25 protein-coding genes and 1 tRNA gene are annotated in these 26,860 nt (G+C 68.0%); 18 read left to right on the forward strand and 8 right to left on the reverse strand.

What is annotated here, in order from left to right; genetic code table 11:
* The first annotated feature begins 132 nt into the window (after positions 1–132).
* Together ACZ6IE_RS05390 and ACZ6IE_RS05395 are read left to right on the forward strand one after the other, a co-directional pair.
* Positions 133–1,065: a class I SAM-dependent methyltransferase gene (locus ACZ6IE_RS05390; protein ID WP_464607103.1), complete on the forward strand. Its 933-nt coding sequence runs from the start codon at positions 133–135 to the stop codon at positions 1,063–1,065.
* An 84-nt stretch (positions 1,066–1,149) separates the two neighbouring features.
* Positions 1,150–1,223, forward strand: a tRNA-Met gene (locus ACZ6IE_RS05395).
* 79 nt (positions 1,224–1,302) lie between these two features.
* Here ACZ6IE_RS05395 and ACZ6IE_RS05400 read toward each other — a convergent pair.
* The gene (locus ACZ6IE_RS05400) at positions 1,303–3,180 is read right to left on the reverse strand and encodes an alkaline phosphatase family protein (RefSeq protein WP_464607104.1); all 1,878 of its coding nucleotides are present in this window, start codon (positions 3,178–3,180) and stop codon (positions 1,303–1,305) included.
* Between the two features lie 151 nt (positions 3,181–3,331).
* On the opposite strand from ACZ6IE_RS05400, the gene ACZ6IE_RS05405 reads away from it, so the two are divergent.
* Positions 3,332–3,970 carry a hypothetical protein gene (locus ACZ6IE_RS05405; RefSeq protein ID WP_464607105.1) on the forward strand — a complete coding sequence of 213 codons (639 nt, stop codon included), beginning with the start codon at positions 3,332–3,334 and terminating at the stop codon, positions 3,968–3,970.
* Between the two features lie 136 nt (positions 3,971–4,106).
* On the opposite strand, the gene ACZ6IE_RS05410 is transcribed toward ACZ6IE_RS05405, so the two are convergent.
* The gene (locus ACZ6IE_RS05410; protein WP_077053544.1) at positions 4,107–4,280 is read right to left on the reverse strand and encodes a CsbD family protein; all 174 of its coding nucleotides are present in this window, start codon (positions 4,278–4,280) and stop codon (positions 4,107–4,109) included.
* A 207-nt stretch (positions 4,281–4,487) separates the two neighbouring features.
* Here ACZ6IE_RS05410 and ACZ6IE_RS05415 point away from each other — a divergent pair, with 207 nt between their 5' ends.
* From ACZ6IE_RS05415 to ACZ6IE_RS05425, 3 genes are all read left to right on the forward strand, one after another.
* On the forward strand, positions 4,488–4,652 hold the full coding sequence (locus ACZ6IE_RS05415; protein WP_179100204.1) for a hypothetical protein: 165 nt from the start codon (positions 4,488–4,490) through the stop codon (positions 4,650–4,652).
* A 37-nt stretch (positions 4,653–4,689) separates the two neighbouring features.
* Positions 4,690–5,040: a DUF7882 family protein gene (locus ACZ6IE_RS05420; protein WP_464607106.1), complete on the forward strand. Its 351-nt coding sequence runs from the start codon at positions 4,690–4,692 to the stop codon at positions 5,038–5,040.
* Positions 5,041–5,212: 172 nt separating this feature from the next.
* Positions 5,213–6,103 (forward strand): carbon-nitrogen hydrolase family protein, encoded by an 891-nt coding sequence (locus tag ACZ6IE_RS05425; RefSeq protein ID WP_464607107.1) that lies wholly within the window; start codon positions 5,213–5,215, stop codon positions 6,101–6,103.
* A 15-nt stretch (positions 6,104–6,118) separates the two neighbouring features.
* On the opposite strand, the gene ACZ6IE_RS05430 is transcribed toward ACZ6IE_RS05425, so the two are convergent.
* The gene (locus tag ACZ6IE_RS05430; protein WP_464607108.1) at positions 6,119–7,327 is read right to left on the reverse strand and encodes an aminotransferase class I/II-fold pyridoxal phosphate-dependent enzyme; all 1,209 of its coding nucleotides are present in this window, start codon (positions 7,325–7,327) and stop codon (positions 6,119–6,121) included.
* Between the two features lie 214 nt (positions 7,328–7,541).
* Here ACZ6IE_RS05430 and ACZ6IE_RS05435 point away from each other — a divergent pair, with 214 nt between their 5' ends.
* The 5 genes from ACZ6IE_RS05435 to ACZ6IE_RS05455 all read left to right on the forward strand — a co-directional run bounded on the left by ACZ6IE_RS05435 (position 7,542) and on the right by ACZ6IE_RS05455 (position 13,613).
* Complete coding sequence (locus tag ACZ6IE_RS05435; protein WP_464607109.1) at positions 7,542–9,311, forward strand: S1C family serine protease; 1,770 nt, start codon at positions 7,542–7,544, stop codon at positions 9,309–9,311.
* 143 nt (positions 9,312–9,454) lie between these two features.
* Positions 9,455–10,543: a glycosyltransferase family 2 protein gene (locus ACZ6IE_RS05440; protein ID WP_464607110.1), complete on the forward strand. Its 1,089-nt coding sequence runs from the start codon at positions 9,455–9,457 to the stop codon at positions 10,541–10,543.
* On the forward strand, positions 10,524–11,339 hold the full coding sequence (locus ACZ6IE_RS05445) for a CDP-alcohol phosphatidyltransferase family protein (RefSeq protein WP_464607111.1): 816 nt from the start codon (positions 10,524–10,526) through the stop codon (positions 11,337–11,339). Before ACZ6IE_RS05440 ends, ACZ6IE_RS05445 begins: the two co-directional genes overlap by 20 nt.
* Before the next feature lie 2 nt (positions 11,340–11,341).
* Positions 11,342–12,244: a glycosyltransferase family 2 protein gene (locus tag ACZ6IE_RS05450; protein ID WP_464607112.1), complete on the forward strand. Its 903-nt coding sequence runs from the start codon at positions 11,342–11,344 to the stop codon at positions 12,242–12,244.
* Between the two features lie 61 nt (positions 12,245–12,305).
* On the forward strand, positions 12,306–13,613 hold the full coding sequence (locus tag ACZ6IE_RS05455) for a CDP-glycerol glycerophosphotransferase family protein (RefSeq protein ID WP_464607113.1): 1,308 nt from the start codon (positions 12,306–12,308) through the stop codon (positions 13,611–13,613).
* Positions 13,614–13,651: 38 nt separating this feature from the next.
* On the opposite strand, the gene ACZ6IE_RS05460 is transcribed toward ACZ6IE_RS05455, so the two are convergent.
* From ACZ6IE_RS05460 to ACZ6IE_RS05475, 4 genes are all read right to left on the reverse strand, one after another.
* Positions 13,652–14,479 (reverse strand): hypothetical protein, encoded by an 828-nt coding sequence (locus ACZ6IE_RS05460; protein WP_464607114.1) that lies wholly within the window; start codon positions 14,477–14,479, stop codon positions 13,652–13,654.
* A 76-nt stretch (positions 14,480–14,555) separates the two neighbouring features.
* Positions 14,556–15,293, reverse strand: a complete 738-nt coding sequence (locus tag ACZ6IE_RS05465; protein ID WP_464607115.1) for an ABC transporter ATP-binding protein — start codon at positions 15,291–15,293, stop codon at positions 14,556–14,558.
* A complete protein-coding gene (locus tag ACZ6IE_RS05470) occupies positions 15,293–16,081 on the reverse strand; it encodes an ABC transporter permease (protein WP_464608588.1) in 789 nt (262 codons plus the stop codon). The genes ACZ6IE_RS05465 and ACZ6IE_RS05470 overlap by 1 nt, the downstream gene beginning before the upstream one ends.
* Before the next feature lie 169 nt (positions 16,082–16,250).
* Positions 16,251–16,943 carry a phosphocholine cytidylyltransferase family protein gene (locus tag ACZ6IE_RS05475; protein WP_077053536.1) on the reverse strand — a complete coding sequence of 231 codons (693 nt, stop codon included), beginning with the start codon at positions 16,941–16,943 and terminating at the stop codon, positions 16,251–16,253.
* Positions 16,944–17,238: 295 nt separating this feature from the next.
* On the opposite strand from ACZ6IE_RS05475, the gene ACZ6IE_RS05480 reads away from it, so the two are divergent.
* The 3 genes from ACZ6IE_RS05480 to ACZ6IE_RS05490 are packed head-to-tail and all read left to right on the forward strand — an operon-like array spanning position 17,239 to position 22,063.
* Complete coding sequence (locus ACZ6IE_RS05480; RefSeq protein WP_464607116.1) at positions 17,239–20,175, forward strand: ATP-binding cassette domain-containing protein; 2,937 nt, start codon at positions 17,239–17,241, stop codon at positions 20,173–20,175.
* Positions 20,151–21,722: a hypothetical protein gene (locus ACZ6IE_RS05485; protein WP_464607117.1), complete on the forward strand. Its 1,572-nt coding sequence runs from the start codon at positions 20,151–20,153 to the stop codon at positions 21,720–21,722. Before ACZ6IE_RS05480 ends, ACZ6IE_RS05485 begins: the two co-directional genes overlap by 25 nt.
* Before the next feature lie 53 nt (positions 21,723–21,775).
* Positions 21,776–22,063, forward strand: a complete 288-nt coding sequence (locus tag ACZ6IE_RS05490) for a DUF3039 domain-containing protein (RefSeq protein ID WP_464607118.1) — start codon at positions 21,776–21,778, stop codon at positions 22,061–22,063.
* 17 nt (positions 22,064–22,080) lie between these two features.
* Here the strand turns inward: ACZ6IE_RS05490 and ACZ6IE_RS05495 are convergent, their stop codons facing one another.
* Positions 22,081–23,406: a nicotinate phosphoribosyltransferase gene (locus ACZ6IE_RS05495; protein ID WP_464607119.1), complete on the reverse strand. Its 1,326-nt coding sequence runs from the start codon at positions 23,404–23,406 to the stop codon at positions 22,081–22,083.
* A 36-nt stretch (positions 23,407–23,442) separates the two neighbouring features.
* On the opposite strand from ACZ6IE_RS05495, the gene murI reads away from it, so the two are divergent.
* The 4 genes from murI to ACZ6IE_RS05515 all read left to right on the forward strand — a co-directional run bounded on the left by murI (position 23,443) and on the right by ACZ6IE_RS05515 (position 26,860).
* Positions 23,443–24,390, forward strand: coding sequence for a glutamate racemase (gene murI / locus ACZ6IE_RS05500; RefSeq protein ID WP_464607120.1), 948 nt, complete (start codon positions 23,443–23,445; stop codon positions 24,388–24,390).
* Complete coding sequence (gene rph / locus ACZ6IE_RS05505; RefSeq protein WP_464607121.1) at positions 24,387–25,178, forward strand: ribonuclease PH; 792 nt, start codon at positions 24,387–24,389, stop codon at positions 25,176–25,178. The genes murI and rph overlap by 4 nt, the downstream gene beginning before the upstream one ends.
* Positions 25,179–25,180: 2 nt before the next feature.
* The gene (rdgB, locus tag ACZ6IE_RS05510) at positions 25,181–25,801 is read left to right on the forward strand and encodes an RdgB/HAM1 family non-canonical purine NTP pyrophosphatase (RefSeq protein WP_464607122.1); all 621 of its coding nucleotides are present in this window, start codon (positions 25,181–25,183) and stop codon (positions 25,799–25,801) included.
* 138 nt (positions 25,802–25,939) lie between these two features.
* Positions 25,940–26,860 (forward strand): cation diffusion facilitator family transporter, encoded by a 921-nt coding sequence (locus tag ACZ6IE_RS05515; protein ID WP_464607123.1) that lies wholly within the window; start codon positions 25,940–25,942, stop codon positions 26,858–26,860.

Here is a 26,860-nt window from a genome sequence, read left to right on the forward strand (position 1 = left end):
GTACATTGGGGGCGGTGCGTTTGCGTTTGCGCACCACGCACCACGCAGCACGCACCACGCAGCACGCATCGAAAGGCCGGCCAGCGCCGGCCCGCACCAGGGCTTCGCGCCGTCGAAGAAGGGAACCGCCAGATGTCACACACCACGGATGAGCACGATCACGATGAACAGGATGGCGCATCATCCTGGCTCGACGACAACCGCGCCAACTGGGATGACCGCGTTCCCGTCCACGTCGCCAGCGACTTCTACGATCTGACGGCCCTCCGCGCGGGCCGTGGCCGATTGACGCCGATCGAGGAATCCGAACTCGCGCAGCTCTTTCCCGGGGGAGAGGACGGCACGTTCGACCTCAGCGGTCTGCGCGTGCTCCACCTGCAGTGCCACTTCGGTGCCGACACGCTGCGGCTGGCACAGGCCGGGGCCGAGGTGGTGGGCATCGACTTCTCCCGCCCCGCCGTCAAGGAGGCGCGCAAGTTGGCCGCCGAAACCGGGCTCGCCGATCGGGCCCGCTTCATCGTGACGGACGTCTACGACCTGCGGCATGCGCTGCCCGAGCCGGACTCGTTCGACCTGGTCTTCACGAGCTGGGGGACGATCGGGTGGCTGCCCAACCTGACCGAGTGGGCGAGCATCGTCGAATGGTTCCTGAAACCCGGCGCAATCTTCTACTTCGCCGACGGGCATCCCGTGGCCGGGGTTTTCGACGGCCTGGAGAACGGGTTCCCGCGCTTCGCCTACCCCTACGGGTCGACCGAGCCGTTCGTGATCGACGATCCGTCCGACTACGCCGACCAGGAGGCCCGCATCGAGCACGGGCGCACCTGGGAGTGGTCGCACACGGTTTCGGCCCTCTGGAAGGCCATCACGGGCGCGACGTTGCGTCTCGACCACTACGAGGAGCACTACCAGATCCCGTGGCAGGCTTTTCCGAGCCTGCAGACGCAAGGTGACGGCATGTACGGCTGGCCGGACGACACGAGGTGGCTGCCGCTCGCGCATTCGCTCACGGCCGTGAAGCCCATGGTGGGGCAGACCCGTCCCGGCAGCGGTCGCGAAAGCTGAGGCAGGTTTCACCCCCGAATTCGGATGCCGAACTGCCCACGATTGGCGGCGCTCCAATATCCGTGCTAGAGTCAATTCTTGTGCCGCGGGGTGGAGCAGTTCGGTAGCTCGCTGGGCTCATAACCCAGAGGTCGTAGGTTCAAATCCTGCCCCCGCAACAGATAGGCCCGGAATCACGGTGAATTTCACCGGATTCCGGGCCTTTTTCTTGTCCGGATGTCGTCAGAATTCTCGCGACTAGTCGGTCGTGCCGAATAAGCCGCGCCCGTGGCGGTCGAGAGTAGCCCGCGCCTCGGCATACGTCTCGGGAATCTTCTCGCCCGGCGCGAACCGCGCGGTCAGCATGCCGACGAGCCCCACCCCGGGAGCGCTCAGTGGGCGTTCCTCCTGGCCGAAGGGGAACGGCGAGTCGTCGGGCAGATCTGCCTCCGGGTTGGCGGGCACGTACTGCGGATGCGTCTGTGGCCAGTCCGTCACCTGGCGTGGCTCCTCGAGCATGACGGCGTTCTGCAGCGTCGGCGCCCCGGCATCCCGCGCGGTCAGCGGGTCGAGGCCGTGCGCGCCCGCCAGCGTGCTGATCACCGAGCCGTGGTGCATGAGCTCGTTGATCACGCTGCCCTTCTTCGTGTAGGCCGAGATGGCCACGGCGGGCACGCGCACGCCCAGACGGTCGAACGCGAAATCCATCTCGTTGGGCCGGCGTTCCCGCTCGCTGTCGCTGCTGTCGCGGCCGACGCCGTCTGTACGTCCGTCGGGCGGCGTCGCAGCGGGAGGCGGAACGTGGTCGTAGGTTCCGCCGTGCTCGTCGAACGTGGCGAGCAGCAGCGTGTTGAGGGCGTTCGAGCCCGTCTTGCTCGCGCTCGCACGCACGGCCGAATAGACCTGATGCAGCAGACGCTCGCCGGCGCGGACATCCGAGATGGCGCCACCCGTGACGACGCGCCCGTCGTAGTCGGTCTCGGTGAACGGACCCACCGGCGGGTGCATGTCGTTGTGGTCATAGACCATGCGCGGTTCGATGAATGCGTAGTCGGGCAGGTTGCCGGTCTCGACGTCGCGGTAGAACTGCTCCATGGTGCGGAAGTTGCTCTTCCAGAACGGCTCGAGCGCGCGCCCGTGGATGAGTCCCGTCATCGACACCACCTGCCGGCGGTCGTAGTAGACGCGCCACGTGAGGCCCGCTTCGCCGAGGCGGTTGAAGATCGTGGGCGCGGCATTCTCTTCGCGCAGCCACTTGCCGTAGCCGCCATCCCCGTGGTTTGTGACGAAGCCGTGCGACGTCGACGCGTGGAAGAACGAGCGGTTGCAGAACGTCTGCGAGGGCACGGCGCAGTGCCAGTTGTCGTAGACGGCGAATTCGCGGGCCAGAGTCGAGAAGACGGGCAGCATGTCGGGCGTGAACGAGCCCATGACGACGCCGTACTGATCGGGCGAGGGAAGCTCACCCTGGTGGTCGGAGAGGTAGTTGTTGACGTAGTCGTCGACGAACCCCGACATGGTGGGCCGCGAGGTGTCGGTGGGTGCGTTGAAGGGTTTCGTCATCCGCTCGGCTTTGAGGGCGCGGTTGCTTTCGGGCGCGACGCTGCCGAAGAGCTGCGTGTTGACGTGCGGGTATTCCTCGCCCGGGTCGGGCTGCGGGCTCGACATGATCTGGTCGGTCGAACCCGCATAGGGATGCGCGGGCACCCGTGTGCCGTCGGGTGCCGCGTTGGCGTGGTCGCCGGCGTGCAGCCCGTCGAACTTCTGCCCCTCCGGCAGCGTCTGGTCGTCGTAGAGGTAGCCGAAGATGTTGTCGAACGACCGGTTCTCGAACATGACCACGACGAGGTGGTCGAAACCGGGGCCGCCCGGGCGCGGGGGCAGCGTCGGCGCGGCGGAAGACGAGGGCCGGTTCACCGATGATCGGCGATCGGATGTCGCGGGCGCACCGTTCACGGCGGCGGCACCGACGCCCACTGCCGCCCCTGCTGCGGCGGTGGATGCCGCGGCGATCCCGGCGCCGCGCAGGAACGAACGGCGCGAGGGATTGGCCACGGTGCCGGAAGAGCCGGCCGAGTCACCCGCGCCGGGCTGCTCGTTCGAGTCCGGCCGGCCGGAGTCCGTGCGTCGCGCCATGTCGCCCCCTCGTTCTCGGCGGTGTGTACACCGAGCTTACGGTCGGCGTCGCGACGGCAACATGGGCAAAACCCCGGATGCTCAGCGAGGCCAAGCTGAGCATCCCTGTCAATCCCTACCCGTTCGGGGGACACCGCGCGACAATGAGAACATGCTCGCCGATACCGTGCCCGACCGCCGCGGGGACAGTGCGAGGCGCACCGTTGCCGCCCTCGCCGCCTCGATCTCCGAGCGCGCCCGCGGCTGCCGCATCAGCATCGCGGTCACCGAGCCCGAAGACGGTGGCGCCATTTCGCACGAGCTGGCCCAATCCGACCCGTCGGGTGCCTGGTTTGCCGGAAATATCGTCGCGCGCCCCGGGCACGAGTCGATGCACGTGTTGCAGCTCGATGCCGATCGTCCGGCCGACGCGGCCCTGGCGCAGGACATGGCGCGGGCCACCGCGCGCGTCACGGGGGCCAACCTCACGCTCGCGGTCGTCGTCGCGCGCACCGATGAGCCTGCTCCTGCCGCGAACGAGCCGCGCACCGTGACAGCCCCGGTCTCGATCGCGGAGTTCGGTGACACGACGACCGACGTTCTGCAGGTCGTCAACCAGCCCGCCCCGCCCGAGAGTCAGGCGGGTGTCATCGTGTACTTCGCGCTGCACTCTCCGAACGGCAGCGACCACGTGGCCGAGCGCACCCTCAACCGCACGAGCGCGGACTTCGGCGACGCGGTCACCCTGGCGGCGCTCCGTTTGCTCGACGCCCGCGTCGGCGCTCTCGGGCGCACGCGGAACAACCGCTGACGCGCCCGAACCGTCAGGGGAGACGTGCCGCCGGAGAACCCCGGCGTCGTCCCCCGCTCGCCGACTCGGTTAAACGACGGAGGAGGCCCCGCAGCGCGGAACCTCCTCGGGCGTCAGAGACGCAACATCCTTCGTTCTAGCTCTTGAAGGTGTCCTTGACGTCTTCGCCGACCTTTTTGGCGTTGGCCTTGGCCTGGTCGGTGTGTCCTTCAGCTTCGAGTCGTTCGTTGTCGGTGGCCTTGCCTGCAGCTTCCTTCGCCTTGCCGACGAGGTTTTCTGCGGCGTTACCGATCTTGTCTCCTGCGCTCATAAGTGAGCCTCCTAGCTTTGTGGAACTGGACGTCACCGACGTTACGACTGCGTCCAGGGGATCATCTAGGGGTTGCAGAGTCGTTCTCGGCGTGCAACGCGCGCGGTTCACGTGTGCGCGCGAATAAATGCCGTCGTGCGCCACGGATGTCGCGCGGCCTCGTTAGGCTCTTACTACAGCATCATCCGCCTAACTAGGGAGAACCCCATGAACCTGCTGGTTATCATCATCGCCATCGTCGCCGTCATCCTGTTGATCACGGGTGGCGTCACCTCGTCGCTCAACTTCCTCATCTGGGTCGGCCTCGCGCTCCTCATCATCGCGCTCATCGTCTTCCTCCTGCGCTTCATCACCGGCAAGAAGAGCGTCTAGTATCCTGTCCTAGCTGGGAGTCACGCTAGGAGGACCGTTGGGCTCGTTGATTTACGCGAACGCAGGCATCGAGATCGAATTCGATGACCGTCTTCTGACGCATGTGCAGCTCGTCATGGGTGCCAAGCTCCGCCGGGGAGAGAGTTTCTTCTTCACCTGGCGCGACGACCCCAGTGTGGGCGACGGTCGCAGTGCGATCTGGGTCGAGCCGAGCATCCCGTTGTATTTCAAATACTCGGGTGGGCGGCAGCCCACGATCAACCGCGAGTGGCTCGAGTTGCTGACCGCCTCGGCGAACAGCGGCCAAGGGTTGCAGATCGTTCCCGAGCCGGGCTCGCGTGAGACGAAGACGCAGTCCAACGACAACAGCGTGAAGCGCAAGGATTAGTTCCGGCGCAGATCGGCTAGACACGATGTCAGAACGGGCGGGGCCTTCGGGCCTCGCCCGTTCGTCGTGCCCGGGTTCACGGGCAACCGGTCGGCCTCCTGGCCGGCGCGGCTGGGGAACGGTAACTTGACCGATCATTGGCTGCCCGGGGGCTGCTCACTAGGCTGGGCGCATGACCGAGAGCGCGCGCGTGGAATCGATGTCCGAGGCATCCTCATCCGGTGCGAGCGACGCGACCGCAGCATCAGAGTCCTTCGAAACGAGCATCCGCGTGCGTGCCGTTCAGTTCGCGCCGCTGGCCGATGCGGCGGCGAACGCCGACGCCGTGAGTGCGCAGATCGCCGAGGCCGCGGCATCCGGAGTTCAGCTCGTGATCTTTCCCGAGTACTCGAGCTTCTTCGCCAACCCGGTGGACGGGCGCATGGTGGCCGCCGCGCAAGACCTCGGTGGCCCCTTCCTGCGGGATGTCCGGGCCGCCGCCGCTCGCAGCGGGATCCACGTCGTCGTCGGGCTCGTTGAGGCGCGAGAGGACGGCGATCGGTTCTCGAACACACTCGTCGCCGTCGATGCGTCGGGCGAGATCGTCGCCACCTACCGCAAGCAGCATCTGTACAACGCTTTCGGGCAGCGGGAGTCGGAGTGGGTGGCGCCCGGGCCGCTCGACGCGCCTCAGACCTTCGAGGTCGGGCCATTCCGGGTCGGCCTGCAGACCTGTTACGACATCCGGTTCCCCGAGGTGTCGCGTCGCCTTATCGACGCGGCGGTCGATGTGTTGGTCGTGCCGGCCGAATGGGTGCCGGGGCCGGGCAAAGAAGACCAGTGGATGACTCTGCTGCGCGCTCGTGCGATCGAGAACACCGCTTTCGTGGTCGCCGCCGACCATCCGCGTCCCACGGGTGTGGGGCTCAGCGTGCTGGTCGATCCGGCGGGAATCGTGCTGGCCGAGCTGGGGGACGCTGCGGGTGTCGTCGACGCGACGCTCGACCGGGGCGAGCTCGATGCCGTTCGCAGCCGAAACCCTGCCCTCGAGCTGCGCCGGTACCGGGTCGTACCGGGGGAGTAGAAGCGGTCTCTCAGCTCAGTTCTCGAGCACGGTGCCGAGCTGCGCGAGGCGTGCGGAGGCCTCGGTGAGGACATCCCGTTTCTTGCAGAATGCGAAGCGGATGAGCGAGCGGTAGTCGTCGGCGTGCTCGGCCGACACGAAGGCCGAAACCGGGATGCCGACGACGCCGACCAGTTCGGGGAGCCGCCGGCAGAGGTCGGCCGCATCGGTGACGCCGAGGGGCGCGGCATCGGCGATGACGAAATAGGAGCCGGCCGGGTTCGAGACGGCGAAGCCCGCGGCCCGCAGACCGGCCGCCAGGATGTCGCGTTTCTCGCCCAGTGCCGCCGCAGCCCCGTCGAAGAACGCATCGGGCAGACGCAGACCGGCCGCGATGGCCGGCTGGAACGGTGCACCGTTCACATAGGTGAGGAACTGCTTGACCGTGACGATCGGGTCGATGAGCGCGGCCGAAGCGGTCACCCAGCCGATCTTCCAACCGGTTGTGCTGAACGTCTTGCCAGCCGACGAGATCGTGATGACGCGTTCCGCGGCGCCCGGGAGCGTCGCGAGCGGCACGTGCGCCGTGCCGAACGTGAGGTGTTCATACACTTCGTCGGTCACGACCAGCGCATCGACGCGTCGGGCCTCGGCAAGGATCGTGGCGAGGGTCTCGGTCGAGAACACCGTTCCCGTGGGGTTGTGAGGCGTGTTCACGAGGATGAGTCGGGTGCGATCGCCCACAGCGGCGCGGATGTCGCGCTCGTCGGGCTGAAAATCGGGAAAGCGCAGGGGCACGGGCACGAGCGTCGCGCCCGAGAGCCCGGCCAGCGCGGCATACGCGTCATAGTAGGGCTCGAAGACGACGATCTCGTCGCCGGGACCGCAAAACGCGAGGATGGTCGCAGCCAACGCCTCGGTCGCGCCCGCCGTGACACAGACCTCACGCTCGGGATCGACCGTCAGGCCATAGAAACGGTGCTGGTGCTCGGTGATCGCCGCGCGCAGATCGGGGATGCCGCGACCGGGCGGGTATTGGTTCGCGCCCGCCGAGATCGCCCGACGCGCCGCCTCGAGGATTTCGGCCGGGCCGTCTTCGTCCGGGAACCCCTGGCCCAGGTTGATCGCGCCGGTCGACGAGGCGAGCGCACTCATCTCGGCGAAGATCGTCGGCGACAGCCGGCCGGTGGGCCCGAGGAGGCCTGCTGCGCGAGCGGTCCGCTGCCAGGGGGCTGAAGCATCCATGCCGAGGATTCTTCCTTTCATGCGTCTCTCGCGAGCGGTCAAGCCCCGCGCGCGATCCTGGTGCAAACCTACGGCATCGCTAAACTGGAACCCGAGGGACACCGGATTCGGCCATGTAGCGATATCCCAGCTAGGCGTTGGGCAGTTCCCAGTCGGTCCATTGAATAAGCACAGGTTCGAGCGAGAACCTGATCCTGCTTGGAAGGAGCAACCGATGACCGAAAACCCGACCGGCGCCACAGGAGCCGAGAACAACGACCGCTCGAACGACGCCGAGCAGCCCCAGACTTCGCACAACCCGAACGCGACCCCCACCGAAGACTTCGGTGCCGGCGCGCTCTCGTCGCACGACTCCCGCGACGGCTACCGCCCGACCGAGCAGGGCTACGCGGCGCCGCAGCCGCAGTCGCCGCAGAACGCGCAGCAGGGCCAGGGTGCCTACGGCCCCATCCCGCAGCGCCCCGCCTCGTTCCCGACCGCCGCCGGTTACGGCGCGAACGCCGCCTACGGTGCGCCGCAGAACGGCCAGCCCAACCAGCCCACGACGCCCTACCCCGCCTACGGTGCCCCGCGCCAGGGCGCGTCGAACCCCTTCGCTCAGACGTCGGCTTACCCGGCGACGGGCGCGCCCGGCCAGCACCCCGAGGCCGGCCAGCACGGCGCCCACGCGCAGCATGGCACCCCCGCCGGCAGCGGCTCGCACACCGGCAACGGCAACGGCGGTGCCTTCGGCCCGGCCGCAGCTCCGCAGCACCAGCCGTCATCGTCCTCGTCCTCGCCGAAGCGTCGCCCCACGGCCGCCCTGCTCGTCGCCACGCTCGCCATCGGCGCGCTCATCGGTGGCGCGGCTGGTGCCGGCTCCTACGCCCTGATCGACGGTTCGGGCACGCCCGTGGCCAGCTCGTCGAACGGCTCCCAGTCGGTCACGATCAACGACACCACGAGCGTCACCCGCACGTCGGCCGTGGCGGCCAAGGCATCCCCGAGCGTCGTGACGATCGCCGTGCAGGGCGACGACGGCGCGGGAACCGGTTCGGGAGTCATCCTCAGTAAGGACGGCTACGTCCTCACCAACAACCACGTCATCACGCTCGACGGCCAGAACGCCAAGCCCACCATCCAGGTCACGGCGAACGACGGCAAGATCTACTCGGCCAAAATCGTCGGCACCGACCCCGTCTATGACCTCGCGGTCATCAAACTCGACGACGCCTCTGGTCTCGAGCCCATGGAATTCGGCGACCCGAGCAAGCTCAACGTCGGCGACGTGGCCATCGCCATCGGCGCCCCGCTCGGCCTGGCCGGAACCGTCACCGACGGCATCGTCTCGGCACTGAACCGCAGCATCACGGTGGCCTCGTCCGCCGTGCCCGACAAATCGGGCAGCGATTCCGACAGCAACACCGACAAGCCGAGCAACCCGTTCGGCTTCCAGCTGCCCGGCCAGGAGCAGTCGCAAACGCAGGCCCAGTCGTCCATCTCGCTCGCCGTCATCCAGACCGACGCATCGATCAACCCCGGCAACTCGGGTGGCGCGCTGCTCGACAGCGACGGCAAGCTCATCGGCATCAACGTGGCCATCGCCTCGGCCGGCTCGGGTTCGTCCGACAGCCAGTCCGGCAGCATCGGCGTCGGCTTCGCCATCCCGTCCGACACCGCCGAGCGCATCGCCAACGAGATCATCAAGGACGGCAAGGCGACCCACGGCCTGCTCGGCGCTTCGGTGCGCGATGCCGCCCAGGTGTCCGGCAGCACGGTCGCGGGTGCGCTGCTCGGTGACATCAGCTCCGGCGGCGCGGCCGAGAAGGGCGGGCTCAAGACCGGTGACGTCGTCACGAACTTCAACGGCCACCCCGTCACCGACGCCAACGACCTGACCGCCCAGGTGCGCGCCCTCGCCGCGAACAGCAAAGCCGAAGTCACCTACGTGCGCGACGGCAAGAGCTTCACGGTCGACGTGACCCTCGGCGAGCTGGTTCTCTAACCGTCCGAGAGGCCTCACGACCCGATCATCGGCTCGGCCTTCCACTGTTCGACCGCTCGAATGCCCGCACCCCGCGTGCGGGCATTCGTGCGCGGACGGCTGCTAGGCTCAAGCGGATGACGTCTGCCGAGTAGTGGGAGAGCATGAGTCACAGTTCTTCAGCGGGCGGTCCGACGCCTGCAACGGGCGTCTCTTATGTGATGCCGGTTCTCAACGACGTCACGCACGTGCGGGCAGCGGTCGATTCGCTGCTGACGCAAGACTACGAGGGCCCCTTCGAGGTAGCGATCGCTCTCGGGCCCAGCATCGACGGCACGACAGAGCTCGTCGAAGAGTTGTCGCGCACCGATCCCCGTGTGCGCGTCATCCCCAATCCCGTCGGTTCGACGCCGGCCGGCCTCAACATCGCCATCCGCGCGACCACCTACCCCGTGGTCATCCGTGTCGACGCCCACTCGGTTCTGCCGCCCGACTACGCCCGAATCGCCGTCGAGGCTCTCGCCCGCACGGGGGCCGCTAACGTCGGCGGAATCATGGATGCTCAGGGCATCTCGGCTTTCGAACGCGCCGTCGCCCGCGCCTATGGCACCAAGGTCGGTCTCGGCGGAACGCCCCACCACGTGGGCGGCGCAGAAGGCCCGGCCGACACGGTCTACCTGGGCGTTTTTCAGCGCGAGCCGCTCGAGGCCGTCGGCATGTTCGACGAGCGCATCAAACGCGGCCAAGACTGGGAACTCAACCACCGACTGCGAGCCGCCGGCGGCACCGTCTGGTTCACGCCCGCGCTGCGCGTCACCTACCGCCCCCGCCCGAGCTTTTCTCGCCTCGCGCGCCAGTTCCTCTCGACAGGCCTGTGGCGCGGCGAACTCACGCGACGCTTCCCGGGCGGCCGCTCCCTGCGTTACTTCGCACCGCCCCTCATGGTGATGGGCGTTCTGCTCGGCCTCGCACTGGGGCTCGTCGGCCTCGTCACGGGCGCGATGGCCGATGTCTGGTGGCCCGCCCTCGGCTTCGCCGTCCCGGCTCTCTACCTCGTGTTCGTCGTGCTCGCGACCCTCGTCTATGCCCGGCCAGACGGCGCGCGCTCGATGCTGTGGTTCCTGATCGTGCTGCCCTGTATACACTTCTGCTGGGGGATCGGCTTCTTGCTCGGCTACTTGTCGTTGGCCAGCAACATCTCCGATCGAGCGAACGAGAGAGGCGGTGCCGCACGTGACCGAGAGACCGGTTGACCTGGGCGCCCGCCCCCGTTCCATCGCCGAGCTGAAGGCCGTCGCGCAGCCCCCCGAGGTGCGCGGCCGCCGCAACGCCGAGCACTGGACGGCGTCGCTCTACCTGCGCAATCTCTCGCCCTACGTCACCTGGATGCTGCTGCGCACGAGCATCTCGGCCAACGGCGTCACAGGCCTCATGATCATCACCGGTTGGTGTGTCGCGGCGTCGCTGCTCGTGCCCGGTTTTGCGGGCCCCCTCCTCGCGCTGTTGTTCGGCCAGCTGCAGATGCTCATCGACTGCTGCGACGGCGAGGTCGCCCGCTGGCGCAAGACGTCGTCGCCCGCCGGAGCCTTCCTCGACGCCGTCGGGCACTACTCGACCGAGGCGCTCATTCCTCTGGCCCTCGCCATCCGCGCCGCCGGTTACCCGTTCGACGCTCCCGAGGACTACCTCTGGACCACGCTCGGCGCACTGCTCGCGCTCGTCATCATCTTGAACAAGGCGCTCAACGACATGGTGCGCGTGGCCCGGGCCAACTACGGCGCAGCCAAGCTCACCTACACGAGCGCCGAATCCGCACCCCGCACGGGGCTGCTCGCCACGGCCCGCAAGGTCGCGCGATTCGTGCCGTTCCACCGCCTGTTCCACTCGGTCGAGCTGAGCTTCGTGATCTTCGCGGCCGCCGTCGTCGGCCTGTTCATCGGCGATCTGCAGGCCATGCGCGGCGTGCTCGTGCTGCTGCTGGGTCTCGGCATCCTCACGCTCTTCGGGCACTTCCTCGCCATCATCACGTCGAACCGCGTGCGGGCTTAGCCGTGCCCTGCAACCAGGCCTCCCGCGGGGCTGTCGGGCAGCTTCCGCGCATCGGTGTGGTCGTGCTCACGCAGGGCACGCGTCCGGACGACCTGCACCGCGGCATCCTGTCGGTGCAACGCCAGCGCGACGTCGAGGTCGACATCGTCGTGGTGGGCAACGGCTGGACCCCCACCGATCTGCCGAGCGGCGCCCGACCCCTGGCCCTGCCCGAGAACGTCGGCATCCCCGCCGGGCGCAACGCGGGAGCCCGAGCCGTTTCGGGCGACTACATCTTCTTCCTCGACGACGACGCATCGCTGCCCGACGACGACTTCCTCCTCGCGTGCGTGCGGCTCGTCACCGAGCGGCCCGAGATCGGCCTCATCCAGCCGCGCCTCGACGACCCCACCGGCATCCCGGCCCCGCTGCGCTGGATTCCCCGCTCGCGCAAGGGTGACGCGCACGACCCGAGCGTCATGTTCTCGTGCCTCGAAGCGGCCGTGTTCCTGCCGCGGCCGGTTTTCGACCGCACCGGGGGATGGGCCGCGCCGTTCTTCTACGCCCATGAGGGCATCGAGTTGGCCTGGCGCGTATGGGATCAGGGCCTCATCGCCTGGTACGCGGGCGATCTCGAGGCCAACCACCCCGTCGTGCAGCCGACCCGGCACACCGAGTACTTCCGGCTCAACGCGCGCAACCGCGTGTGGCTCGCGAAGCGCAACCTCCCCGTGCCGCTCGCCCTCGTCTATGTGGGCGTGTGGACCGGCATCCAGATCCTCCGCTGGTGGCGCAAGCCCGGCGACCTGCGGGCCTGGTTCCGTGGCTGGGCCGAGGGCTGGCGGCAGAACCCGGGTGGCCGCCGCGCGCTGTCGTGGCGCACGGTGCTGCGGATGACCCGGGCGGGCCGTCCACCCGTTATCTAGGTGTGACCTCGCTGCCCCCTGTTTCGGGGCGGGCCGCGCCCAAGTTCGGTAGCCTGGAGAGATGCCATTGCTGAACGACGCTCGACGTGCGGTGGCCCTCGCGAGAGACGTGTTGGCCAACCGGCGTGCCCGCGCAGAACTCTCCCAAAGACTCGCCAAGCTCACCCCGCTCGAGCCCGGTCGCTACAAGATCGCCGTCTACTTCGCCGATAGCGCCGTCAATCTCTATCAGATCCGTCAGTGGTACAAGCCGCTCGCCGAGCTGGCGAAGACGTGGCCCGTGGTCGTGCTCAGCCGGGCTCCAACGGCCGCCACGGCGCTCTACGAGGAGTCGCCACTGCCGGTCGCCTACGTGCGCCGCGTGACAGATCTCGAGCAGACGCTGGCGGAACAAGACATCCGCATCGTCTTGTACGTCAACCAGAACGCGAAGAACTTCCAGATGTTCCGTTACGGGCAGCGCTGGCACGTTTTCATCAACCACGGTGAGAGCGACAAGATGTACATGACGACGAACCAGTTCAAGGCCTACGACTACAGCCTCGTCGCGGGGGACGCCGCGATCGCGCGCCTCAAGAAGGTGCTGTGGGACTACGACTTCGACAAGCGTGCCATCCCGATCGGGCGCCCGCAGGCCGACCACTACTCGGGCACGCTGCCTTACACGCCCGACGAGCGCACGGTCGTCCTCTATGCGCCGACGTGGGAGGGTGACCGCGCCGCGGCCGCCTATGGTTCGATCGCCTCGCACGGTGTCGCCCTCGTGCGCCGTCTGGTCGAGACGGGCACCCACCGCGTGATCTACCGGCCGCACCCGCGCAGCGGCGTGGTCGACCGCGCCTACGGTCAGGCCAACCGTGAGATCCAGGAGCTTCTGGCCGCGGCCAACCAGCGCGACCCCGGCGCTCAGCACATCTTCGACCAGGGCGCCGAGCTCGGCTGGCAGTTGTCGGCCGCCGACGTGGCCATCGTCGACATCTCGGCCATGGTCTATGACCGGTTGGCGAGCGGCAAGCCATTGCTCATCACGCGGCCCGTGGCGCGCGACGCCGAGATCGACGAGGGCGGCTATCTGTCGGCCTGCGAATGGCTCAACGCCGCGGACGCTCCGCAGATCGTCTCGCGCATCGAAACGGTGCGCGCCGACCCGGCTTCAGCCGAGCGGCTCGCATTCTGGGTCGAGCGCTACTTCGGTGACACGACGCCCGGCGCCACGACGGCGCGCTTCCACGCCGCCATCCAGGAGCTCATGGATCGCTGGGACGAGCATGCGGCCGTGCACTCGGGTGACGGGCAGCTCGGGGCGTCGACGGGTGCCCGCACAGCGCCGAGCGAGCGCTCGGACGACGGCGACGACTCGGACGACTAGTCCCGAGTGCCGCAGCGAGGCTCCGACCTCGTCTCGCGCTAGTCCTCGTGCGTGCCGGACGAACGCTTGCGGGTGAGCCGAGCGAGCGCGCCCTGCTTGCGCTCACCGTCGGCCTGGGGGATCGGCTCGAGTTCGAGAGGCACCACCACGGGCGGCGGGCCGAAGTTGGTGCGCGCGGCCTGCACGACCTGTCGGCCCATCATGTGGTTGCCGACGCCGCCGATCGCGGCCCCGATGCCGAACGGCAGGGCCTTGCCGACGAAAGACGTGCCCTGGTTGACGGCGAAACGCTTGAGGAACGTGCGCTTGAGGCGGTCGGTGACGGGCCCCATGACCATCTGCGGCATGCTCGACGTGATCATCTCCCCCCAGTAGACCTTGCGGGCGGGGCCGTTGTGGAACGCCTGCCCGGTGAACTGCTGCAGCAGGTCGGTGCCGGCCTTGCCCAGCATGAGCGTCATGACGAGGGCGCGCGCACGCTCGGGGTCGCTCACGGCGATGCCGTGCACTTCGGCGACCGACTGCGCGAAGATGGCGGTCGACTCGAGGAACCCTGCTGTTTCGACGCCCGACAGCGCCAGGGTGACGCTCGTGCCGATGCCCGGGACGACGGCTGTCGCGCCGACGGCCGCGCCGCCCGATGTGACGGCCGTGAGATAGCGGCGCTCGAGCACGCGGATGAGCTGCTCGGGGGTGGCGCTCGGGTAGCGGCGGCGCAGCGACCGGATGTAAGCCACGATGAGGGGGCGCTGCACGGCGAGGACGCGGTCGATGCTGCGCACCCACGCCGGGTCGCGCGAGGGCTGCATCTGGTCGTTCGGGCCGCCCACGATCAGGGGCTGATCGGAAAAACGTTCGTTGCTCATGTGAACCTCCACGTCGGCTTTCAGCTTACGCTCCGACGCTGGGCGGGCCCCGGATGTCGGTGCCCGTTGACGCCGGTCAGTGACTGTTGTAGTCGGCGTTGTAGCGGTCGAGAACCTCGGTGATGGGAGCATCCAAAACGAGTTTGCCCCGGTCGAGGTAGAGGCCGCGCGTGCAGAAGCGGCGCAGGTCTTTCTCGTTGTGCGACACGAAGAACAGCGTGCGGCCGCCCGCCAGCAACTCGTCGATGCGTCGGTAGCATTTCTCCTTGAACGACTTGTCGCCGACCGCGAGCACCTCGTCGACCAGGATGATGGGCTCTTCGAGCTGCGAGATCACGGCGAAGGCGATGCGCACCTTCATGCCGCTCGACAGGTGCTTGTAGGGCGTGTGGATGAAGTCACCGATCTCGGCGAACTCGATGATGTCGCTGAACCGGCGGTCGATCTCGGCCTTGGACATGCCGTGCAGCCCGGCCGTGAGATAGACGTTGTCGCGCACGGTCAGATCGTTGACGAACCCGCCCGTGATCTCGATGAGGGGCGCGACACCGCCGTTGACTTTCACGGTGCCCTCGTCGGGCAGCACGACGCCGGCCACGAGCTTCAGCAGGGTCGACTTGCCCTGGCCGTTGCGGCCCACGACGCCGATGGCCTCGCCCGCCTGCACCGTGAACGAGACATCCCGGAGCGGCCAGAACTCGCCCGGGCGCACGCGTCGCTCGCTGCGGCCGAAGAGGTCCTTGAAGCTGCGGCGCCCGCCCCGATTGCGGCGGAATCGGATGCCGACACCCGTGACGGCGATTGCCTCGGCCATCAGATCTCCTTCAGGACGGAACGCTCGGAACGCTTGAAGACGAAGAGGCCGATGCCGAAGATGGCGAGCGACATGCCCGCGGCGATGGCGACGCCGATGAGGTCGAGCTGCTCGGGGAAGAACGCCGAGCGGTAGAGGCTGAAGATGCCGCTGAGCGGGTTGAACCACGCCAGCGTGTGCAGCTGCTCGGGCAGGTCGGTGACGCCATAGATGATGGGGGAGGCGTAGAACAGGAACCGCAGCGCCAGCTTGGTGGCTCGCTCGAGGTCGCGGAAGAACACGACGAGAGGGGCGATGATGAGCCCGACACCCATGGTGAGGATGGCCTGCAACACGATGGCCACGGGGATGAGCAGCGCGTTGATCGACAGGTGCGCGCCCGAGAAGATCGCGAAGGCGGCGACGACGGGGATGGATGCGAGGAACTCGATGCCCTTCGACAGCACCAGGCGGTTCACCCAGATCGTGCGGGGGATCGTGGTCGAGCGGATGAGCTTGGCCTCTTTGGTGAAGGCGCGCGTGCATTCGCTGATCGTGGTGTTGAACCACGTCCACGGCAGCAGGGCCGTGAGGAGGAAGACGATGTAGGGATTGCTGCCGACGGGCCGGTCGAAGACCTGGGTGAAGACGAACCAATAGATGCCGGCCATGACCAGCGGGTCGAGGATCGACCAGAAGTAGCCGAGGAAGCTCGTCGAGTAGCGCACCTTCAGGTCGCGTGACGCCAGCAGCCACAGCGCATGACGATATCGGCCCCACGAGGAGCGTGCGGGGCGCGCTGGTGCCAGAGAACTCACGCCTCAAACATATCCGCAAACGTATGCCGCGATGTGCGTGGCGGCCTGCGCGCCGCCACCAATGCCGAACGCGCCGCCCTCCGAAGAGGACGACGCGTTCGGGCCGACACGACCGGGGCTGGTCGAAAGCTGTGTCTCGGTGACCTGTGCGGTCAGGGGATCAGACGAAGAGGTTGGCGCGCTCGAGGTCCTCGGCGAAGTCGACCTCGACGGCGTACAGGTCGGAGATGTCGACCGGCTCGACCAGCATGGCGTCCTGCTCGATGGCGAGCTCGATGCCGCGCTCGAAGTAGTCTTGGTCGTCGACGCGAGCAAGCTGACGCTGCAGCTTGGCCTTGTCGTCGCGCGACACGTAGTTGATGCCGACGGCCTCGCCGAGACCACCGACGACGGTCTTCGAGAGCTCGCGGATGTAGCCTTCCGCACTCGTCGTGTATTTGACCTCTTCATCGGACACCTTGGCGGTGTTGACGGTGACGAACGACTGGTCGCGCTTGATCATGGCGGCCGCGCGATCGAGGGCGGTCGGGTCGAAGACCACGTCGCCGTTCATCCACAACACGCCGCCGGGGGCCGAAGCCGCCAAAGCCCGCAACAGGCTCTTCGAGGTGTTCGTCTGGTCGTACTGCTCGTTGAAGACGTAGGACGCGTCGGGGAAGGCTTCGATGATGTGGTCGAGCTTGTAACCGACAACGATCGTCACCTTGGCATCGTTGCCGAAAGCGTGACGGATGTTATCGAACTGCTGCTGCATGATCGAACGGCCGTCGCTCAGCTGCGTGAGCGGCTTGGGAAGCGAGCGGCCGAGACGGCTGCCCATTCCTGCGGCGAGAATGACTACTTGGGTGGTCACGGGTGAACTCCTCAACATCGTGGTTGAGCCGCGACCCGGAGGTACGACTCTGGCGAAAATACTCTTCGTCGGGGGAATCAGAGCGATGGATTTCTCGCTGTTCACCCGAAAGTCAGTGATACGACACCTCGTTATGCCAGGCTCCACGATAGCGGTGCACCCTCTTGGGGGTCACTGGTCTTGACGAGTCGTGCTCATTTCGTTATGCGGCACTCGGGTTTCTCCCAGCCAGTCAGGTGCTTCCGCCGACATGCGTTACCTCGCCGTTGCCCCCCGTTCTTGGTAGGTTTGACCGGTGACTTCCGCCGAGCCAGACCCCACCGAGACCGTGCCCGACGAGCCGAACGACCCTCGCTCCGCTACTTCGACAGGTGTCGATGGTGTGACTGGTGCCGGTGCGGCGACGGTCGAGGGTGCCGACGCGGCGATGGATGGCGCGGCCTCCCGTGACGCGCAGCCCGCAAGCCCGGCCGCGACGCCCTCGAAGGCCACCCCCGCGAAGAAAGCACCCGCGCGCAAGACGCCCGCGCGCGCCACGGGCACGACGAAGAAGGCGAGCACCACTGGCACGCGCTCGACTGCCGCAGCCAACGAGGCGCAGGAAGACGGCGGAACGTCGCTGACCTCGGGATCACCGGCACCGTCGGCTCCGACGACGCCCGCCGTGAAGAAACCAGCGGCTCGGCGAACGACTCCGAAGAAGACGACCGAGACTTCTGCATCCGCTGATGCTGCACCGGTCGGCGAATCCGTCACCGATGCCGAGTCGACTGCCGCCGCGCAGAAGCCCGCTCGCAAGCCTGCCGCGCGCACGACCACGCCGCGCACCACGACGCCCCGCACGACGACCGCTCGCACGACGACCCCTCGGTCGACGGCGGCGAAGACGTCCACGACGAAGAGTGCCGCGACGAAGAGTGCCGCGACGAAGGCAACGGGCGCGAGCGCATCGGCGACCGAGGAAACGGCCGCTCATTCGGCCACTGACCCCGCTTCGGAATCGCTCGTCGATTCCGCGGTGAAGCAGCCGACGGCGGCCAAGCGGACGACGGCTCGCGCCACGACGCCGAAGAAGACGACCTCGAAGACGACGGCCAAAACGACGGCCAAGACGACGGCGGCCAAAACAACCACCGCCAAGGCGGCGGGAGCTCCACAAACCGCAGCGACATCGGCACCCACGCCGAGCGCGGGCACCGACGAGTCGACGGCCGCATCGACCTCCATCGGCGCGTCTCCTGCGGGATCGATCGGCAGCGTTACCGACGATTCCGCTGAATCGAAGGCCCCCGTGGGTTCCGCTTCTCCTGCTGCTGCCGGCGCCCCGAGCGATGAGCGTCCGCAGAAACCCGTGCTCGCGGCATCCGATGCGGCGCCGACGGCGATACTGTCGATTCCGGCGCCCCTACTTCCCTCGGCCCCGCTCGCGCCACCGAAACCGCAGCTCTCGGCGAGCGAAGCGGCCGAACTCTTCGCGGCGGCTCCCGAACCGGTCACCCCTCAGTACCGTCGATCGAGCCCGCCTCCGGCGCCGGTCGATACGTCCACGAACGATACGGCTCCGGACGACACGGCTCCGGACGATGCGACGCGGCCGGTGTGGCAACAGCCGACTTCTCTGCTGCCGACGGTGACTCCTGCCGACGGCTCGGCGGTTGCGCCGGGGAACTCCGAGCAGCACGATGCGCGCCCATCGGCGAATGACGACCGCACCGAAGTCCTCCAGCTCCCGGATGCGTCGAACTCGGGTTCCCGGGCGGGCGCCACTTCCGCGGGCCACGCAGAAGAACCGGCTCGCCGCGTCGTGTTCTCGAAGAAGTGGCCGTTCATCGCACTCGTGGACGCCCCCGACGCAGGCGTCGCCGCAAAGCACACCGCGGCAGAGGGTCCGGCCGAATCCGTTCAGCCCGACGCCGCTTCTAGCGAGACCGCTCCGGCCGATGCTGCCCGAGTCGAAACATCTCAGCCCGACGCTCAGTCCGACGCTACTCAGTCCGAGACTGCGCAGCCTGGTTCAGACGCGCTGCCCGGCGCTGCCGCCACGAACGAGCCGGAAATCGAGCTCACCGACGAGGAGATCGCCGCATTCGGCGCCGACCCCTCGTGGGTCGACACGGAATCGCCGGTCGTTCACGAAAGTTCTGCGTCGACGACCCCGGGCCGAGATGAGGACTCCGCCGATGCTGTGGACACTCTCTTCGGCACAACCGATGAGCCCGCGAACACGACGTCGGAAGCGTCCCTCGTCGATGCTCGCGAAGCAGCTCGCGACAGAGCCCCCGAACCCGTAGCAGCGCCTGCGGGCTTCGCCGCGGCCGATGTCGATGAGGAGCAGGAAGCCGCGATCGATGCCATCGCCCTCGACGCGCCCGAGGCCCACGCCACGCCGCTCGGACTCATCGACTCGGCCGCCTCCCCGTCCTCGATCGACGAGGAACGCCGCACGGCCGGCGCGCCGAGTTACGACGCCGGTTCGGGCGTCCTCAGCGTCAGCGGGCTCTCGAAGCGTTTCGGCGACACGGTCGCGGTCGACGGCATCGACCTCGAGGTGTCGGCTGGGTCGTTCTACGGCATCGTCGGGCCGAACGGCGCCGGCAAGACCACGACCCTGTCGATGATCACGGGGCTGCTGCGCCCCGACTCCGGCAGCATCACCATCAACGGCATCGACGTGTGGAAGGAACCCGACGCCGCCAAGCGCAGCATCGGCGTGCTGCCCGACCACCTGCGCCTCTTCGACAGGCTCACCGGTTCGCAGCTGCTCTATTACTCGGGCGTCCTGCGCGGCATCGACGGCGCGACCGTCCGGTCCCGTGTCGATGACCTCGCCAAAGCATTCGGGCTCGAAGATGCCCTGCACCGTCTCGTCACCGACTATTCGGCCGGCATGACCAAGAAGGTGGCGCTGGCCGCCGCGATGATCCACTCGCCGCGCATGCTCGTGCTCGACGAACCGTTCGAATCGGTCGACCCCGTGTCGGCCGCGAACGTCATCGAGATCCTGCAAAAGTACGTCGACCACGGCGGCACCGTCGTGCTCTCGAGCCACGGCATGGACCTCATCCAGCGCGTGTGCGACCACGTCGCCATCATCGTCAACGGCCAGGTGCTCGCCCAGGGCTCGGTCGACGAGGTGCGCGGCACGGGCACCCTCGAAGAACGTTTCGTCGAACTCGCCGGTGGGCGCAAAGCCGCGGAGGGGATGGAATGGTTGCACAGCTTCTCCGACTAAGACTCTCGATCTACGCCAACCTCGTGAAACGGGGCGGCACCCAGGTGATCTGGATGCTGGTGGGCGGCGGCCTCGGAGTCGCCATCATCTGGCTCACGAGCTTCGGTCTCGTGGCACTGCGGGTTGCGCCGACCGAGTTCGCGCGCGACATCCTCGTCATCGGCGGTTCGTTCGTCGTGCTCGGCTTCACGCTCCTGCCCGTCGTCTTCGGCGTCGACGACGCCCTCGACCCGCGCAAATTCGTGCTCTTCGGCGTGCCCAACCGCGTGCTCAGCCTGGGACTCTACGCCGCGGCGCTCATCGGCGTTCCCTCGATCGTCATCGCGGTGCTCAGCTCGTTCACGGTCGTGACCTGGACACGCGACGGGTTCACCCTGGTCATGGCCATCCTGTCGGCCCTCATCGCCGTGCTTACGTGCGTGCTCGTCGCGCGCGTCATGACCTCGGTCGCCACGCTGCTGCTGGCCTCGCGGCGCTCGCGTGAATTCAGCGCCATCGTCGGGCTCGTGCTCATCGTCCTGGTCGCGCCCGCCGCCATCTTCCTCTCGAGCGTCGACTGGTCGTCGGGCGGCGGCCCCGTGCTGTCCAACGCGGCCGACGTCGTCAGCTGGACGCCGTTCGGAGCCGTCTGGGCGGTGCCCGGCGATATCGCATTGGGTCAGGCATCCACCGGGTTCTTGAAGCTCGTCATCGCGCTCGCCACCCTGGGCCTCCTCTGGCTCGCCTGGAGCGCGCTCGTGGCACGCATGCAGGTGACCGCCGACCGCCCGCCGGCCGTGCGCACCTACTCGGGTCTCGGCTGGTTCGACCTCATGCCGGCCCGCCCAGGAGCCGTCATCGCCGCACGCTCGATCACCTACTGGGGCCGCGACCCGCGCTACCTCGTGTCGCTCCTCGTGGTGCCGATCCTGCCGTTCATCATGATCGTGCCGCTCATTGTCGCCGGCGTCCCGGCCGCGCCGCTCGCCCTTCTGCCGCTGCCGATCATGTCGGTGTTCCTCGGCTGGTCGCTGCACAACGACCTCGCGCACGACTCGTCGGCCATCTGGCTGCACGTCGCCTCCGGTGTGCGCGGCGCCGCAGACCGCCTGGGTCGCACCTTCCCCGTCCTGCTCGTGGGCGTGCCGCTTATCATCGTGGGTTCGATGATCTCCATCGCCTTCTTCGGCGACTGGGATGCCCTGCCCTCCATGATCGGCGTCACGACAAGCCTGCTGCTCACGGGTGTGGGCATCTCGAGCTACACATCGGCGCGCTTCCCCTATCCGGCCTCGGCGCCGGGCGACAGCCCCTTCCAGCAACCGCAGTCGTCCGGAACGACGGGTGCCGTCGTGCAGTCCTTCTCCTTCCTCGGCTCGGTTCTGCTCACGGCGCCGGCGCTCTACTTCGCGGCCCGGGGCCTCTTCGAGGGTGGCGACTGGCCGCTCTACGCGCTCCTCGCCGGCGTCGGCATGGGCGTCATCGTGTTCGCCATCGGAGTCCTGGCCGGCGGGCGCGCCTTCACCAAGCGTGGCCCCGAGATCATGGCGTTCGCGACCAGCATCTGAGCCGCGCTTGGTCGATCCAGCGCATCCGATCAGCGCGGAGTAAAATGAGGAACATGAACGCACGCATGAGCACCCTCGACCCCCAAGCCATCCCCGACGGCGGCGGAACGGCCACGCTCGATCGTGAACTCGAAGAGCTGCTGCGCAACGAAAGCCTCGACCCGGGCGACCACGAGCGTTTCTCGCACTATGTGCCGAAAGACAAGATCATGCAGTCCGCGCTCACGGGCAAACCCGTGCGCGCGCTGTGCGGCAAGAAGTGGACACCGGGGCGCGACCCCGAGAAGTTCCCCGTCTGCCCCACGTGCAAAGAGATCTACGAAAAGATGAAGAAGGACTGACCGAGCGAACGCGCCCGCTATTCGAGGATCGTCTCGAGCACGGGCTCGCCGCGGCTGAGACGCAAGGCTCCGAGCGGAAGTTCGGCCACAGCCTCTTCACGGTGTGCCCGGGCAGCGCGCGTGCCGTCGACGCCGAGGTAACGCTCATCGGCCACCCCTTCGGTGACGAGCGGGACGATGAGCCCGCGCTCAGATGCATCCCGCGTCTCGAAGGCACGTTCGCGCGGCTCTGAGCCCAGAACGCGCACGACCTCGGCAGATGCCTTGCCCGCGGCATCCAGTCGGCGAACGGCGCTCTTGCGGCCGCCGCGCGACACCTTGCCCGCCGAGGCCTTGGCCACAGGAGTCCAGTCCTCGGAATCGTGGTCGCGTCGAGCCACCAGCTTGTAGACCATGCTGGCGGCGGGCGACCCCGAGCCGGTGACGAGCGAGGTTCCCACGCCGAACGAGTCGACGGGCGAGGGAGACAGCGCCGCGATCGTGAACTCGTCGAGATCGTTGGTCACCGTGATCTTGGTGTTGCGGGCGCCCAATGCGTCGAGCTGCTGCCGCACCTCGGACACGAGCACGGGCAGGTCGCCCGAATCGAGCCGAACCGCCCCGAGCTCGGTGCCGGCGACACGCACGGCCGTTTCGACACCCTTCTGCACGTCATACGTGTCCACGAGAAGCGTGGTGGACGGCCCAAGGGCGTCGACCTGCGCCTGGAACGCTTCCTCCTCGCTGTCGTGCAGCAACGTGAACGCGTGTGCGGCCGTTCCCATCGTCGGGATGCCCCAGCGCAGGCCGGCCTCGAGGTTGCTCGTCGCCCCGAACCCGGCGATATAGGCCGCGCGTGATGCCGCGATCGCCGCTTTCTCGTTGGCGCGCCGCGACCCCATCTCGGCGAGCGGACGCCCGGCAGCGGCCGTCACCATCCGCGTGGCCGCGTTCGCGACGGCGCTGTCGAAGTTGAGCACGCTGAGCGCCAACGTCTCGAGCAGCACGCCCTCGGCGAAGGACGCCTCGACCGTGAGCAGCGGCGAATTCGGGAAGTAGACCTCGCCCTCGCGATATCCGTCGATCGACCCCGAGAAGCGGTAGTCGGCTAGCCAGTCGAGCGTGCGCTCGGACACGACACGCTCGGCACGCAACCACTCGAGCTCGCGGTCGCCGAAACGCAGATCGGCGATGAGGCTGAGCAGGCGGCCCGTTCCCGCCACGACGCCGTATCGCCGGGCACCCGGCAGGCGCCGGGCGAAGACCTCGAAGAGGCAGCGTCGGTGCGCCGTGCCGTCTTGCAGCGCGGCGTCGATCATGGTCAGTTCGTAGCGGTCGGTGTGCAGTGCCGTCGATGTGCTCACGGATCTAGCCTAAACCGACGGGTAGGCTGGGGGATCGTGAGCGACGCACCTATCGGCATCTTCGATTCGGGAGTCGGCGGGTTGACCGTCGCCCGGGCCATTCAAGACCAGCTGCCGAACGAAGAGATCCTCTACATCGGCGACACGGCGCGTTCGCCCTATGGTCCCAAGCCCATCGCCGACGTGCGGCGCTACTCGCTCGAGGTGCTCGACGATCTGGTGGCGCAGGGCGTGAAGATGCTCGTCATCGCCTGCAACACGGCGTCGGCCGCGGTTCTGCGCGACGCCCGCGAGCGTTACGACGTGCCCGTGGTCGAAGTCATCCAGCCCGCCGTGCGCACGGCCGTGAGCGTCACCCGCAACCGCCGGATCGGCGTGATCGGCACCGAGGGCACCATCAATTCACGCGCCTATGAGGATGCCTTCGCCGCCGCTCCCGACCTCACGCTCTTCACGCAGGCGTGCCCCCGTTTCGTCGAGTTCGTCGAATCCGGCGTGACCTCGGGCAGCGAGGTCCTGGGCGTCGCCGAGCACTACCTCGAGCCGCTCCGCCACGCCGGCATCGACACCCTGGTGCTCGGATGCACGCACTACCCCTTCTTGAAGGGCGCCATCAGCTACGTGATGGGCCCGAGCGTCACGCTCGTCTCGAGCGACACCGAGACCGCGAACGACGTCTATCGGCAGCTCGTGTCGCGCGGGCTCGAGCGCCGTGCCCCCGCCGCGCCCGAGCACCACTACGAGGCCACCGGCCAGAGCGAGGACGAGTTCCTGCGCCTCGCGCACCGCCTCATCGGCCGCGAGATCCAGCGCGTCGACCTCGTGCAGACGGGCGTCATCGACGTTCGTGGCCTGGCCGAAGCTGCCGCGGCATCCGCATCGTCTTCAGCGCCCGCCGCATCTGCCGCACCGGCCGAGAGCGCAGTGCCCACCGCATCCACACCCCCTGTTTCGACCCGCACAACCCCCGAGGAGACCCCGTGACCGAGAAGACCCGTGCCGACGGACGCGCAGCCGACGAACTGCGCACCGTGACCATCGAACGCGGCTGGAGCGACCAGGCCGAGGGATCGGCGCTCGTGTCCTTCGGCAAGACCAAGGTGCTGTGCACGGCGTCCTTCACGAACGGCGTTCCTCGCTGGCTGGCCGGCAAGGGCAAGGGCTGGGTCACGGCCGAGTATTCGATGCTGCCGCGTTCGACGAACAGCCGCATGGACCGCGAATCGGTCAAGGGCAAGATCGGCGGCCGCACGCACGAGATCTCGCGCCTCATCGGCCGCAGCCTGCGCGCCGTCATCGACATGAAATCCCTCGGCGAGAACACCATCGTCATCGACTGCGATGTGCTGCAGGCCGACGGCGGAACCCGCACGGCCGCCATCACGGGTGCCTACGTGGCCCTGGCCGACGCCATCGAGTGGGCACGCACCAAGAAGTACATCGGCCAGAAGGCCACGCCCCTCATCGACAGCGTGTCGGCCGTCTCGGTCGGAATCATCGACGGCGAGCCCATGCTCGACCTGGCCTACGTCGAGGATGTCCGCGCCGAAACCGACATGAATGTCGTCGTCACCGGCCGCGGCCTCTTCGTCGAAGTGCAGGGCACGGCAGAGGGTGCGCCGTTCGACCGCGCCGAACTCAACGCCCTGCTCGACCTCGCCCTCGCGGGTGCCGTCGACCTGGCCGAGATCCAGACCACGGCTCTGACCAACGCGGATGGCTCGCGCCCCGCGATCGCCGGCAGCACCGCCGTCAGCTACACGGGCGTGTGACGATGGCGCTCGAGATCGTCCTGGCCACCCACAACGCCCACAAGGTGGAGGAGTTCCAGCGCATCCTGTCGCGGGACGTGCCCTCGGTGCGCGTCGTGGCCTACGACGGCCCCGAACCCGTCGAGGATGGCGTGTCCTTCGCGGAGAACGCCCTGATCAAAGCCCGCGCAGCCGCGGCGCACACGGGGCTCGTGGCGCTGGCCGACGACTCCGGCATCGCGGTCGACATCCTGGGCGGCTCGCCCGGCATCTTCTCCGCACGCTGGGCCGGGCACGCGCACGACTCGGCGGCGAACCTCGCCCTGCTGCTCCACCAATTGGGCGATGTGCGAGCAGAGCACCGGCGCGCGCACTTCTCGTGCGCCATCGCGCTCGTCGTGCCGGAGGGCCACCCGGCCGGCGCCTCGGAGGAGGTCGTCGTGGGGGAGTGGCACGGGTCGCTCACGACGAGCCCGCGCGGCGACAACGGTTTCGGCTATGACCCGATCTTCGTGCCAGACGGCAGCGAACTGACCGCGGCCGAGCTCTCGCCCGCGGCGAAGAACGACGTCAGTCACCGCGCCCTGGCCTTCGCCCAGATCGTGCCCGCGCTCTCGATCGTCGCGGCCGCCGAAACCGCCTGACCGTCTGCGCTGGACCGGTGAGAGCCGGCCTCGGATGATGCCCGGGCAATACCCCGTGCGGGTAATGAGAACCGGCATCATTCCTATCTAGCGGCGCAGCTTGTTCCGCGGGTGCGCGGCGCTTACGGTTGAAGCATCATGGGCCATTCGCATACGCACGACCACGCGACGGGCGCCACCAACCGGCGCCGTCTGATCGGTGCGATGTGCATCGTCGGCACGGTGCTGTTGGTCGAGGTCGTGGGCGCCGTGCTCAGCGGTTCGCTCGCGCTGTTGGCCGATGCCGGGCACATGCTCTCCGACTTCGCGGGGCTCACGATCGCACTCATCGCGACGGTCGTCGCCGCGCGGCCCGCGACCGATCGCTCCACGTTCGGCTTCCAGCGCGCCGAGGTCTTCGGGGCGCTCATCAACGCCATCATCCTCGTGGGTGTCGCGGTGGGGGTGTCGATCGAGGCGGTGGGCCGTCTGGTCAACGGGGGAGACGAGCATCCGACGGGCGGGATCATGCTGCTCGTCGCCGCCATAGGTCTCGTGGCCAACGTCGTCGCCCTGCTGTTGCTCCGGCCCGCCGCGGCCGGCTCCATCAACATGAAGGGCGCCTACCTCGAGGTGCTGGGCGATCTGCTCGGCTCGATCGCCGTCATCATCGCGGCCGTCGTCATCCTCACGACGGGCTTCGGCCCCGCCGACGCGATCGCCTCCCTCGTCATCGCCTCCATGATCGTGCCGCGCGCTCTGGTGCTCCTGAAGGATGTCGTGCACGTTCTGTCAGAATCGGCGCCGCGTGACACCGACGTCGCCCGCATCCGCGAACACATCCTCGGGCAGCGCGGCGTCGTCGACGTGCACGACGTCCACGTCTGGTCGATCACGACGGGTGCGCCGGTCTTCACCGCCCACGTCGTCGTCGAGCCCGAGGTCTTCTCGTCGGGCTCGGCCGGTTCGCTCCTCGACGACCTCTCCGGATGCCTGAGCAGCCACTTCGACGTCGCGCACTCGACCTTCCAGCTCGAGCCCGCGCAGCACAGCGCCCACGAGACGCCCGTCCACCCCTGA

It is taken from the genome of Okibacterium sp. AC114 (assembly GCF_979253355.1).